Below are 13722 nucleotides of genomic sequence, written 5' to 3'. Positions count from 1 at the left end.
AGTGGAAACTCGCAAGTAAGCTGGGCGAACCCGCACGTAAAGTAGCGAAACTCGCACGTAAAGTGAGTGAACTCGCATGTAAAGTGGAAACTCGCAAGTAAGCTGGGCGAACCTGCACGTAAAGTAGAGAAAGTCGCAAATAAAGAGGGGAAAGTCGCACGTAGAGTGGAAACTCGCAAGTAAGCTGGGCGAACCCGCACGTAAAGTGGAAACTCGCAAGTAAGCTGGGCGAACCCGCACGTAAAGTAGAGAAAGTCGCAAATAAAGAGGGGAAAGTCGCACGTAGAGTGGAAACTCCCAAGTAAGCTGGGCGAACCCGCACGTAAAGTAGAGAAAGTCGCAAGTAAAGTGGGCGAACTCGCACGTAAAGTGGAAACTCGCAAGTAAGCTGGGCGAACCCGCACGTAAAATGGAAACTCGCAAGTAAGCTGGGAGAACCCGCACGTAAAGTAGAGAAACTCGCAAGTAAAGAGGGCGAACTCGCACGTAAAATGGAAACTCGCAAGTAAGCTGGGCGAACTCGCACGTAAAATGGAAACTCGCAAGTAAGCTGGGCGAACCCGCACGTAAAGTAGAGAAACTAGCACGTAAAGTGGGCGAACTCGCACGTAAAGTAGAAAAAGTCGCACGTAAAATGGAAACTCGCAAGTAAGCTGGGCGAACCGGCACGTAAAGTAGAGAAACCCGCAAATAAAGTGAGTGAACTCGCACGTAAATAGAACAAACCCGCAAGTAACCTAATAAAACCTCTCCTATTTCCATCTTTCAACAACTTCCAAACAACCCAGCAACTTATTTCCCGAGAAATGTCTTATTTTGCGATTTGGAGGGGGAAAATGTATAAATCTTCAAATGATTAATGAATTGAAGGGAGTGGACATACCTTGTTTTAAGGCATTTATCCTATGGAAATTGGAACGGATCCGTTGATTGGTGGATTCTGGACATTAGTATATAGAAATAATGAAATAGCTTATATGACAAGGAAAGGGGCGATTAAATGGCGATTGTTATACCGATGATTCATTTAAAGGGCGGCGTAGGAAAGACAACGACAACGGTAGGTCTTGCGGAAGTGTTAACTTCGGAATTTAAAAAGAAAGTGCTGCTGATTGATTTAGATCCACAAACTCATGCCACCGTGATGTTGATCGGTGATCGGCGATGGAAAGAGTTAAATGAAAATGGCTATACCTTGGCTACTTTATTTGAAGAAGCTTTGGACCCTGATGATACAAAGTTCTTGCTTGAAAAAACGCTTCAAAAAAATGTATCCAATATTTCATCTGTAAAAGACTTGGATTTGCTTCCTTCCAGCCTGGATTTGATCAATATTCAAGATGTCTTGGCCAAAATGCCGACAGGCCCGTTTTACTCGGACAACCCAATCGAAATCTTGAAAAAGGCGATACGCCCAATCAAATATAATTATGATTACATTCTAATTGACTGTCCTCCGAATATGGGAATTATCACATTGAACGGGCTCCGCATCGCTAATGGGTATATCATTCCCACAATCCCTGATGTCCTTTCTACTTATGGCATTCCTTATGTGGTAGATCGCATCCATGAATTTTCAAAGAATATGGAGATTAAGATTGAAGCGTTGGGAATTGTTGTAACCAAGTTCAAAGAAGATTCAAAAGTACATAAAACTACTTTGGGGAAGCTTAAAAAAGGACTGACTCCGTACGTGTTTAGGACAATTTTTAGAGAGAATAACCAGGTGGCGATGGCAGCGGATTATGATAAACAATATACTGCCTTTAAGGAAAAGTGGAATGAAGATGGTCAATATAATGCGTTCTATAATCTAGCAAAAGAAATTATAGACAGATATGAAGGATATACCACTGATTAATGAGAGTGAACTCATTTTTTTATATTCCTCCTACAATAAAATACCCATTGTTGGACAAACTATTCGAGTAGCAAATAGAAAATGCTTTTCAAGTGCATGATTTATTTGTTCACTATTCAAGTCTGAAGGATAGCGCTCATGCCGAATGTGGAAGCGAACAACACGAATTGTGACTCCAATAGGGAAGGGAATGTTTGTAGAATGAATAAACTCCATGTTAATCAGAACAAACAAACCAACAACAATGAGGAGTTTGCTTCTGAGATTCATAAAGATGCAAATTTGGAAACCTATGAATCGAAAAAAGCGTTTGGTAAACAAAACGAGAAACGGAACAGCCGACCAGTGAGTGAACGAACTGCTTGGAATTAGTGACGTTTGGGAGTTTGTGAAGGCTATTCTAATACTTGAGAAATGTGGGACTAAATAGAGATAACTCTTTAGTCCCACTATTTATTTGTTTTAAAAAGGTTATTGCTATAGTACTATAATACTGAGTGAAATAAATTAAGGAAGTACTTAGTAATGAAAAACAATAAAATAAAACTAATTCTAGTAATCTCTGCTGTATTATTAGTAGTCTTCAATGCTTTCAGTTTTTTTGTAACGGACCGGAACATAGAAGCAACGGTGGAAGAGGCGATTGCCAATCAAGCCCTGGATACAGCAAAAGAGGTTTCCGCAAGAATTGATATTGATACATATAAAAAGTTTTTGGAGAATCGCGAAAAAAATGACTATTACTGGAAGCTTAATAATGAATTAAACAGTATTAGAGAGAATATAGGTGCTCTATATGTATATATATTGGAAATTAATAATCCGAATGTATCGTATGTGATGATTGATGGAGTACCTAAGGATCAGCAAGGTCCAGGAATTGGCTGGATTTGCACTTTACCAAAAGAGCAAGTAAGCCAAGCGTTTTATAAAGGGACACCTTATACGTCGAATATTATTCATGATCCTGGGCATGGAAAGTATTTATCTGTCGGCGCACCAATTATGGATGAGAATGATGAGATAATAGGTTTTCTGGGGATAGACATCAGTACGGATAAAATTAATGCGATTAACGACAGTGTCCAAGAAAACAATATAGTTATATTCTTAATCAATTCAGTATTTCTATTGATTGTCATTATTTCCTCTTATTTAATTCAGAGTTGGTATCAAAGGGAAGTCGCGAAAGAAGTAGAAAATACGGAAGATACATATCAAGGGGAAATCCAAACTTTACTTAGCTCGGTTTCATCCTTGCGCCATGATTACTCAAACCATATCCAGGTGATTCATGGGCTGCTTACAATCGGTGAGACAGAGAAGGCATTGCAATATGTAAACTCGCTATCTAACGAAGTGCAATTGATCGAATCGATTAATTCTACAATTGAGCACCCTGGCCTGGGTATCCTGCTCAAATCGAAAAAAATTGCTGCTCAAAATCATCAAATTGCATTGGAAACGAAGATTGCCCAGAATTCTTACCAGTCCATTAAAACGACCGATATGATCAAAATTCTTTCAAATTTAATCGATAATGCAATTGATGCAACGAAAGAGCTACCCGAACAAATGCGCAGAATCTCGATTCTATGTGATGTGAATGAAGAGGAGACGCATTATATTTTTGAAATTACGAATACAGGTCCAAAAATTGGATGCAATAAGGAGATTTTTAAACAAGGCTTTTCAACAAAGCCAGCCGAAGACGGAAAAGTACGGGGACAAGGGTTGTTCATTGTAAAAGAAGTGGTAAGAAAATATAACGGTAAAATCTCGCTTCATTCTACAGATGAAAATATTACGACAGCAACCGTTGTCATTCCAATTAGATAGTTTTGTGAAACTTAAGCAAAAAAACCAAATTTCTAACCGAGAAATTTGGTTTTTTTGTGCTTGTATTGATTGAAGTTGTGTGGACACCCAATCAATGGCATGGCTCGAGCCTGTAATCTCTTCTCCAATCAAGTTAAAAGTATCAACTTTCTTGATAAAATCTTTACATCATTCTGAAAATTTCCTACCTGTAAACCTACCCTTTTTTTAATAAGCCTTTTGTGAGATTAAGCCTTCAAAAAGTAGAATCCCATCTCGGAAAAAGATATATTTCTATCATAATTTCAACCGGCTCTTCCGTTCCAATAATATACATAAATACAAAATAGTGTTGATTTTGGGAAAAAGATGACTTATTATTTTGAATATTAATATTATTCAAAATAATGTTAATCTCCCAATCTGAATTGGGAAGAACGAAAAAAACTATCTTAGGAGGGAAATGATGAAGAGAAAGAGATTTTGGGGGATTTTCTTATTTGTTATTACTGCAATTTTACTAGTAGGTTGTTCAGGTGAAACAACTACCAGTGAACCAACCGATACTGAACAAAATAGTACAGGCAGTGAAGCTGACAAAAATTTAACTATTGCGATTGGTGCGGATATGGTTACCTTCGATATCCACGATCATAACAACACTTCTACAGAAGCAATTCATGTCAATATGTTCAATTACTTATTCAAAAAAGATGAGAATGGGGAAATCCACCCTGAATTAGTTGAGGAATTTAATATCATTGATGACTTAACAGTTGAAATGAAATTAAAAGAAGGTGTTACTTTCCATAATGGTGATCCACTTACTTCCGAAGACGTGAAGTTTACGCTAGAAAGAGTAGCGACAGATGATAAGCTGAAGGAATATCCAAACTATAAGCAAATTAAAGAGGTGCAAATTGTAGATGATTTAACGTTTAAAGTAATCACGCATGCACCAGAACCATCTCTATTCCACAGACTTTCTCGTTTAGGGTCTGGTATCCTTCCTAAGAAATATATCGATGAAAACGGTTGGGACCACTTCCTTTCCAATCCAGTCGGGACTGGCCCATATCAATTTAAAGAATGGGTACGCGATGACCATATCACCCTTGTTCCATACGACAACTACTATGATGGAAAAGTAGAAGAATGGGAAGAAGTTGTGTTCCGCGTAATCCCGGAAAATTCAACACGCGTGTCCGAGTTGCTAACTGGCGGAGTTGATATCGCAGTTAACATTCCGCCTGCTGATTGGGAACGTGTGAATTCAAATGAAGGTACATCTATCGTACAAGAAGTGTCAAACCGTGTAATCATGTTAATCCTTCGTTCAACAGAAGGACTGCCAACAGCGGATGTTCGTGTACGTCAGGCGCTGGATTATGCAATTGATGACGGAGCTCTAGTGAATAATGTACTGCAAGGAGGGGCTGTTCCAACAACTACAATGGTAGGCCCTGGTAACTTCGGTCATAACCCGGATTTATATGAAACTTATAATTACGATGTAGAAAAAGCGAAGGAATTACTTGCTCAAGCAGGTTATGAAGATGGCTTCGAGATGACGCTTCAAGCACCACGTGGGCGCTACTTGCAAGATGCTGAAGTAGCTGAAATGATTGCTGGTATGCTGGCGGCGATTAATGTAAAAGTAAATGTCGAGTTTTTAGAGTGGAGTAACTTTGTTGAAATGCGTAATGCAAATGAAAACAAAGAGGCTTACTTACTTGGACTAGGGAACTCGATGTTTGATGGAGCGTATTCTGTTGACTGGTACCGAGCAGAACGTTATGCAGGTCACACAGATTACAAAAACGATCAGATTGAAGAATTATTAGCTGCCTCTGCTTCTAATATGAATCCGGAAGAGCGTGCTAAACAGATTCAAGAAATTTCAACGATTGCCGCAGAAGATTTACCATTTATCAATCTTTACCAAGAAAAAATTAATATCGGTATAAGCGACAGCGTTGATTTTGATCCAACACCGGATGAAATGCTTTATGCACCATCAATTACAAGTAAATAAAATTTTAATGAAAAGGGGACTAGGGAGTAATCCTTAGTTCCTTTACATCATAAGGGAGGAAGAAGATGGGCAAATTTTTGATCCGACGTCTATTGCAGATTATTCCAGTTCTTTTCATAATTTCCTTTGTTGTATTTTGTTTAGTCTTTGTTGCCGGAGACCCGGTTGCATTGATGCTTCCTGAGGATGCAAGCCCGGAAGATATTGAACAACTTCGGGAATCGCTGGGTTTGAATGAACCTTTTCACATTCAGTACTTTACCTATATGTTAGGGTTGTTTCAATTAGATTTCGGAGAGTCCTTCCGCTATGGTCAAAGTGCCTTGCCTATAGTCCTTGAACGACTTCCTGCCACGCTTGAATTGGCAGCAGCTTCGATGATTGTTGCCATCGTTATCGCAATCCCACTTGGTATTTGGTCGGCTACGAAGAAGAATTCTCCATTAGATTTATTGGCGACTGGTGGGTCGGTCTTATGGAAAGCGATGCCGAACTTTTGGCTGGGAATAATGTTGATTTTATTGTTCTCCGTTACATTAGGGTGGTTTCCGGTATCAGGAAGGGGAAATTTCAGCCACCTAGTTTTGCCGGCTTTAACACTTGGAACGGGAATCGCCGCCGAAATGACAAGGCTCATTCGGTCAAGCATGCTGGAGATTCTCAATCAAGATTATATTCGGACGGCAAAAAGTAAAGGAATTAGAGATTTCTATGTTGTGAATAAACATGCATTCCGGAATGCACTTATTCCTGTAGTAACCATAACAGCACTGCAAACTTCCACTGTAGTTGGAGGAACCCTTATCACGGAAACCGTTTTTTCTTGGCCAGGTTTAGGTCAACTCCTAATCCAGGCTGTCAATACACGGGATATGGCGATTGTACAGGCAAGTGTGTTTATCATCGCTTTCTTCGTTATTCTCATGAACTTATTAGCAGATATCATATATAAATTGCTAGATCCAAGAATTAAATATTAGAAGGGGGAGGACATATGTCGGTAAATTCACAGCTTCAAAATCAAAGTCAAACAATTACTAGTTCAACCAAACAAACACCAAGTTTTTTTGTCCGTTGGTTACGCCTATTGCTGAAAAGCAAAACAGGGACGATAGGATTGATTATTGTTCTTGCTGTTACCCTTGTAGCGATTTTTGCTAAATCACTTGCTCCACATGATCCGAACCTCATTAATCCAGCAATGATGCTTAAACCGCCAGTCTGGGCGGATGGAGGGTCATCTGCACATATTCTGGGAACTGATAATCTTGGCCGCGATATTTTGAGCAGGATTATTTATGGGTCGCAAATTTCGCTTGCTGTTGGAATCTCGGCTGTTGCCTTGGCGGGAGCGATTGGCGTCTTTGTTGGGCTGATCGCTGGATACTACGGAGGATTAATAGATAATATCCTAATGCGTTTAGTAGACTCTTTTTTAGCTATTCCTACAATATTATTTGCCCTTGTTATTTTAAGTATCTTTGGACCAAGCGTGACTACGTTGATCGTGGTGTTAGGCATAACGAACTGGGTTCAATATGCACGGCTTGTCCGTGGGGAAGTGCTCTCCATCAAAGAACGTGAATTTGTAAAAGCGGCCAAGTCAATTGGTGTTCGCAACAATAAGATTATTATGAAACACCTTCTTCCAAATGTTATCTCACCTTTTATCGTCATTTCGACTTTGAGTGTTGCAACAACAATTATTCTTGAGGCTTCTTTAAGCTTTCTAGGATTAGGGATACAGCCTCCAACGATCTCATGGGGTGGGATTTTAAGTGACGGAAGAGATTACATAGCTACAAGCTGGTGGTTGGCAGCCTTCCCGGGGATGGCCATTACAATCACGGTGCTAGCTATTATTTTCCTGGGTGATTGGCTTCGTGATGTTCTTGATCCTCGAGCAAATAATTAAGTGCTTTATATAAACGATGAATTGGTCAGTAAACACGCTGTACTCAGAACTTTATTAGAGATGAAGAGGAGGTCTAGTATATGGCAGAGGCTTTATTGGAAATAAAGGATTTAAAAACCTATTTTCATACAGAAAATGGAGTAGTCCCCTCGGTGGATGGCGTTTCTTTTTCATTAAAGAAAGGGGAAACCATCGCCATTGTTGGTGAATCAGGTAGTGGGAAAAGCGTAACTTCCCTATCGATAATGGGATTAATAGGGTCACCGGGCAAGATTGAAGGTGGGGAGGTTTTATTTGAAGGACAGGATTTAACGACTATGTCAAAACGTAATATGAGAAAGCTTCGCGGAAACGACATTGCGATGATTTTTCAGGAACCGTTAACCTCTTTAAATCCGTTATTTACAGTTGGCAATCAAATCTCTGAATCTATCAGGCTGCACCAAAAGGCGAGCAAGGAAGAGGCAAAGATAAAAAGTATTGAAATGCTGAAAAAGGTAGGAATCCCTCGAGCGGAGAAGGTGTACTCTTCCTATCCACATCTATTGAGCGGTGGAATGCGGCAACGGGTCATGATTGCAATGGCTCTTTCATGCAACCCAAAGCTTCTCATTGCAGATGAGCCGACTACTGCTCTGGACGTAACCATTCAAGCACAAATCCTGCAGCTTATGAAAAATCTTACGAATGAAAACGATACATCCATCATGTTAATAACGCATGATCTTGGTGTAGTAGCAGAAATGGTTGATACAGTAATAGTTATGTACGCTGGCCAGGTTGTGGAGTATACGGATGTATTTACACTGTTTAAAGAACCCAAGCATCCTTACACAAAAGGTTTATTGGACAGTACCCCAAAAATTCATGAGTTAAAAGATGAACTGCAATCAATTGAAGGTACAGTACCAGCGCCTGGAACGATTACACAAGGCTGCAAATTTCAGACGCGCTGTACCCGAGCGACAGCGAAATGTTTCGTAGAGGAACCAGAGCTTAAAGAGTTATCGTCAAATCACAAAGTTCGCTGCTGGCTTCATGAACAAGAGGAGGTGGCAATCTAGATGGTCCAAATAGTAGAGGAAAAAAACAACAAACCCACGGAGCAAGAAGAGTACTTATTAGAAGTAAAAGGATTGAAAAAGTATTTTGATATAAGTGAAGGCTGGTTTAAGAAAGAGAAACATTATTTAAGGGCAGTTGATAATATCGACTTTTTTGTCAAGCAGGGTGAAACGCTTGGTATCGTAGGTGAATCCGGCTGTGGAAAGTCAACTACAGGCAATTTGATCATGCAGCTGCTGGATAAAACCGAGGGAGAAATTATATTTGAAGGGGTTGATTTAGGCACATTAAAAGGAGAAGAACTACGTAAAAAAAGGGCTGAAATTCAAATGATTTTTCAAGACCCCTACTCTTCATTAAATCCAAGGATGAGAGTTTTCGATATTATTGCCGAACCATTGATAACACACCATGTTGTGAAGGGGAAAGATTTACAGAATCAGGTCTATGAGTTACTGGATGTTGTTGGATTGGATCGCTCATATGCTAGACGGTATCCACATGAATTTAGTGGGGGGCAAAGGCAAAGAATTGGCATTGCTAGAGCCTTAGCACTGAAACCTAAGCTGATAATTTGTGATGAGCCGGTCTCTGCTCTCGATGTTTCGATTCAATCACAGATCCTTAACCTAATGGCAAAGTTACAGAAAGAATTTCAACTGACCTATATATTCATTGCTCATGGATTGCCGGCGGTTAAGCATATTAGTGATCGAGTAGCTGTTATGTATCTTGGTAAAATCGTCGAGATTACAACAAAAGAAAAGCTGTTCGATCACCCTTTGCACCCTTATACGGAAGGTTTATTATCTGCGGTGCCTATTGCTGATCCAGAACTTCGAGACAAAAAACATCGCATCCTAATAGAAGGGGATATGCCAAGTCCTGCAAACCCACCTTCAGGCTGCCGTTTTCATACAAGATGTCCGTATGCACAGGATACGTGTAAAAGTGAAGAACCCAAGCTCATGGAAGCTAAACCAGACCATTTTGTAGCTTGTCATTTTCCTCTAAAAGAAGGGCATGGCGTACTAATTGAAAAATAAATAGTAGGAGATGGTAGTATTGGAAACCTTTTTAAAAGAGAAAAAAACAGAGATGCTTCAATTAATTGAGCAGCTTGTGAATATAGACAGTGGTTCATATGTAAAAAAGGGTGTTGACCAAGTAGGAGCCATTTTAAAAGAGAAGTATGAAGAGCTTGGGTTTTTAGTTACTGTGAAAGAACAAAAGCAATTTGGGAACAACATGATTATTCAGCATAAAAATGCGGACGACCCCAAAATAATTCTCGTTGCCCATATGGATACAGTTTTTCCGGAAGGTACAGTTGCCAAAAGACCCTTTTATATAGAAGGAAACCGGGCATATGGACCAGGTGTTGTGGATATGAAGTCCAGCCAGGTTGAATTAATCTATGCGATTAAAGCCTTGCAAAAAATAGGGTCAAAGAGTATAGAGAATATTCAAATTATTCTAAATGGAGATGAAGAAATCGGCTCGATAACATCTCGCCCTTTAATTGAGAAGCATTCTATTGGTAAGGAGTACGCCCTGATTATGGAGCCTGCAAGAAAGGATGGTTCCCTTGTTACCGCAAGAAGAGGCGGCGGTCACTATGAAATTATTGTAAAAGGAAAGGCAGCGCACTCAGGAATCGAACCAGAGAAGGGCAGAAGTGCAATTGAAGAACTTGCCTATAAAATAATTCAGCTGCACAGCTTAAATAATCATGAGAAAGGGATTAGTGTAAACGTAGGTTTGATCGAAGGGGGAACCTCTGTAAATACAGTTTCTGCAAGTGCAGTGGCATCTGTAGATATCCGCATTTCCGAAATGGAACAGGCAGCCTATTTAGAAAAGAAAATCAAAGAGATTTGTTCCAAATCAGAAATATTAGGAACCGAGATTGTACTTGAAGGGTCGATTAGTCGACCACCAATGGAACTTAACCACCAATCCGAAGAACTCCTTCATATAATTCAGGATGTAGGAAAAGAAATAGGCTTAACCGTTAAGAATACGGCAACTGGTGGTGGAGGAGATGCTTCGTTTACATCGGCAACTGGAGTAGCAACAGTTGATGGTCTAGGACCAGTTGGGGGTAATGCGCATAGTGAAAGAGAGTATTTGGAAATAGATACGCTCCCGGAACGCACCCACCTACTTGCTAAAACGATTGAGCGACTTTCGGAATAATCCAAAAGTAAATCCCATTCAGTCCAATCTTGTTAGGAAAGTGGAATATCTGGTATACTGAAACTAAGAAATTCGTAATTTAAAAATGACCGCTTGATGCTCCAACATCAAGCAGCCAAGTGCAATAGCTGGTCCCAGCAGGAGGATTGGCAGTTTTAAAGGATTAACCCATCTAGTCGTTCGCGCGTAAAAGGTGGGTTATTTTTTATGGTTAAAAGATAGAACGGAAACAATCAACGCTGAAAAACCGACGGCAAACATGAGCGTTTCAGCAACTGTCAAAGGCATCACCACCTCTCAAAGGCAAGTGTGTCAGCCAATCTTCTTCCTGCCAGGATTATACTATTACATCTTAATTATAGCACATATGTTCGCTTTTTAAAGGGTATAAGGTTGGATTTTATAGAACAAACAAGAAATGAAAATAGAACGAAATAAAATACTTCGAATGAACATAACCCTAATCCGATACTTTAATTTTTAATGAAACAATATAATTCGCATATTTTAACACCTATCGCAAAAAATAAACGAAATGACAAAAGTGAGGGTGAACTTTATGCGAAAAAATTTATATGCAGTCATGTGCTTACTGTGTTCCTTGGTGTTTATGGCAGGGTGTACAGATAACGGAGACGAGACACCGGTAGAGGCAAAAAGCAATGTGAAAGAAACGAAAACAACGGATTCCTCGGACAGAATCAATTCTCTATTAAAAGAAGTGTAACTTTACATGAAATCTCCTTATTTTTTAGAGTTAAATTCAAACTCTAAGTTGAAATAATTAGCCAAAATGAATTTAAAATATGCTACATTATAGAAAAATGCAAGTTTAACAAGGAGAAATCGTGACTTCTCAATTAACAACCTATATCACACTGTTCTGCACATCGGGTATTCTGAATTTGTATTTATGTATATATGTTTATTTGAAACGGCATCAATATACCAACATAAAAAACTCCTTCTCGCTCTATTGCCTTAGCATTACCATTTATTGCTTTGCAGCTGCTTTTGGGTTAACGGCATCGAATTTGCAAGAGATTAAGTTGTGGACAATTGTTCAATATATAGGGATGCCATTTTCATCACCTCTTGGTTTATTATTTATCATGCAATATCTAGGTGTAAAAGTGACGAAAAAAAGGGTGATCCTGTTGCTTTCAATACCTTTCATCAGCCTGATCATGGTCGCAACTAATGATTTTCACCATCTCCATTATAAAGAGTTGGTTGTGGATCCGGCATTAGGGGCACCGTATAGCGTGATCGAAATCGGCATTTGGTATTTGGTGCATGGGATGCATACCTTTGGCTGTATGTTAGCTGCATTCTTATTATTGATACTGCGCTGGAAAGAAACAGCCAAAATGTACCGTCCACAGATTATTGCTTTAATGTTCGGTCAATTGGTTCCCATGGTGACAGCATTTCTTTACCTGATTGGCGCTACGCCACCTGGCTTCGATCCCGTCCCAATGGTTCTTTGGCTAACATCGATTCTGTATTTATGGGCGATCAGCTCTTCGCGGTTATTTACGGTGATGCCGATCGCAAAGAATGCGATTTTTCATAGTATTAGTGATGGGGTAATCGTATTGGATGAAGAAAATCACTTAATCGAATATAACGAAGCTAGTAAACGAATGTTTCCTCGGTTAAATAAAACCCTGTTAGGAAAAGATTTTTATACAATTTGGCAGGATATCGATGAGGATTTGGAAGAATTCAGTTTAGATAAAGTAGATACATCCCAGGAAATGAAGTTTGAAATTGAAGCTTCAGGCAAGATCTATCAAATTCGCACCTCGCCACTGCAGCATGGGGACGAAAAAAAAGGATTGCTCATCATTCTTACTGAAATAACGGAGTTAAAAAGACTTCAATCGCAGTTAGAGCAGCAGGCATATTTTGATGAGCTGACCCAAGTGTATAATCGCCGTGCTTTTTTCCAGCACTGCGGCCAAAAGCTGATTGATGCCAAAGAGAATCAAACCCCTTTGACAATCATCTTATTTGATATAGATTATTTTAAAAAAGTGAATGATACATATGGTCATTTAATTGGAGACCATTTATTAAAGCATGTTGCAAAAGTCTGCCATAAACAGATCCACAAGAACGCACTGTTTGCCCGATATGGGGGAGAAGAATTTGTCATCGCAATAGAAGGGGACGCTGCAACAAAAGGAGTCGCTGTCGCCAATGAGATTCGAATGAAAATAGCCTCGGAGCCCTTGGCTGTAGACGATCTGGTAATTTCGATAACAGCGAGCTTCGGGGTAGCGCAAAGTTCAGGCGATTTAGATGAAACGCTGACACAGGTGCTTAGTAATGCAGACCTGGCCCTATATGAAGCAAAAGAAGAAGGCCGAAATCGTGTACATGTGTATTCAGAAGGAAAACAATTTACTTCATAAATATAAAAACCTGGCGTTAAGAAGGTCGACACCCAAGTGTCCACTTCTAAACGTCAGGTTTTTTTAATGTAAGCAAGCCAATTTCTGTAAAAAAATAGGTGGGTGTATTAATTGTGTACATATGGTCAGATATGGTAACATGAAAAATGTGTTAATTATCAGAAAAAAGCGTTTAATATAGCATTTAAGTACAGTAATCTAGCTATATTTTTATTTCGATAATTACAGCCTATATTTTTTTACCCACATTCCACTTGTTTAGTCATAAATTTAAAAGTAAACAGTAAATTATTAAGTATATGTAAAAAAAAGGGTGCTTTATTTACTTGCCACTTTTTTCGGATTAAACTAGTATTGGGTATTTTAATTGATTAATTTAATTAAGCAGATAGTTGTACATACTGAA

The 13722-nt window shown here is 39.3% G+C and carries 11 protein-coding genes; all 11 read left to right on the top strand.

The genetic code is table 11. The features are described from left to right. The first annotated feature begins 1000 nt into the window (after positions 1 to 1000). The 11 genes from QYB95_RS14570 (at position 1001) to QYB95_RS14520 (ending at position 13316) form a co-directional block, all read left to right on the top strand. Positions 1001 to 1864 carry a ParA family protein gene (locus tag QYB95_RS14570; RefSeq protein WP_301139082.1) on the top strand — a complete coding sequence of 288 codons (864 nt, stop codon included), beginning with the start codon at positions 1001 to 1003 and terminating at the stop codon, positions 1862 to 1864. Between the two features lie 201 nt (positions 1865 to 2065). After that, the gene (locus QYB95_RS14565; protein ID WP_301139081.1) at positions 2066 to 2236 is read left to right on the top strand and encodes a hypothetical protein; all 171 of its coding nucleotides are present in this window, start codon (positions 2066 to 2068) and stop codon (positions 2234 to 2236) included. A 153-nt stretch (positions 2237 to 2389) separates the two neighbouring features. Next, positions 2390 to 3703, top strand: a complete 1314-nt coding sequence (locus QYB95_RS14560; protein ID WP_301139080.1) for a GHKL domain-containing protein — start codon at positions 2390 to 2392, stop codon at positions 3701 to 3703. 442 nt (positions 3704 to 4145) lie between these two features. Beyond that, positions 4146 to 5717 (top strand): ABC transporter substrate-binding protein, encoded by a 1572-nt coding sequence (locus QYB95_RS14555; RefSeq protein ID WP_345783724.1) that lies wholly within the window; start codon positions 4146 to 4148, stop codon positions 5715 to 5717. Between the two features lie 65 nt (positions 5718 to 5782). Further along, a complete protein-coding gene (locus QYB95_RS14550) occupies positions 5783 to 6697 on the top strand; it encodes an ABC transporter permease (protein WP_301139079.1) in 915 nt (304 codons plus the stop codon). Positions 6698 to 6711: 14 nt separating this feature from the next. Further along, complete coding sequence (locus QYB95_RS14545) at positions 6712 to 7632, top strand: ABC transporter permease (protein WP_301139078.1); 921 nt, start codon at positions 6712 to 6714, stop codon at positions 7630 to 7632. An 80-nt stretch (positions 7633 to 7712) separates the two neighbouring features. Next, positions 7713 to 8696: an ABC transporter ATP-binding protein gene (locus QYB95_RS14540; RefSeq protein WP_301139077.1), complete on the top strand. Its 984-nt coding sequence runs from the start codon at positions 7713 to 7715 to the stop codon at positions 8694 to 8696. After that, positions 8697 to 9743, top strand: a complete 1047-nt coding sequence (locus tag QYB95_RS14535; RefSeq protein WP_301139076.1) for an ABC transporter ATP-binding protein — start codon at positions 8697 to 8699, stop codon at positions 9741 to 9743. Positions 9744 to 9753: 10 nt separating this feature from the next. After that, the gene (locus QYB95_RS14530) at positions 9754 to 10896 is read left to right on the top strand and encodes a M20 family metallopeptidase (protein WP_425609209.1); all 1143 of its coding nucleotides are present in this window, start codon (positions 9754 to 9756) and stop codon (positions 10894 to 10896) included. A 559-nt stretch (positions 10897 to 11455) separates the two neighbouring features. After that, a complete protein-coding gene (locus QYB95_RS14525; protein WP_301139074.1) occupies positions 11456 to 11623 on the top strand; it encodes a hypothetical protein in 168 nt (55 codons plus the stop codon). Between the two features lie 121 nt (positions 11624 to 11744). Further along, positions 11745 to 13316: a histidine kinase N-terminal 7TM domain-containing diguanylate cyclase gene (locus QYB95_RS14520; RefSeq protein WP_301139073.1), complete on the top strand. Its 1572-nt coding sequence runs from the start codon at positions 11745 to 11747 to the stop codon at positions 13314 to 13316. Positions 13317 to 13722 lie beyond the last annotated feature (406 nt).

The organism is Ureibacillus aquaedulcis, from assembly GCF_030418165.1.
GTDB lineage: Bacteria > Bacillota > Bacilli > Bacillales_A > Planococcaceae > Ureibacillus > Ureibacillus aquaedulcis.
The sequence above is the reverse complement of the archived record's forward strand: the minus strand, read 5'-3'. Positions and strand labels throughout refer to the sequence as shown.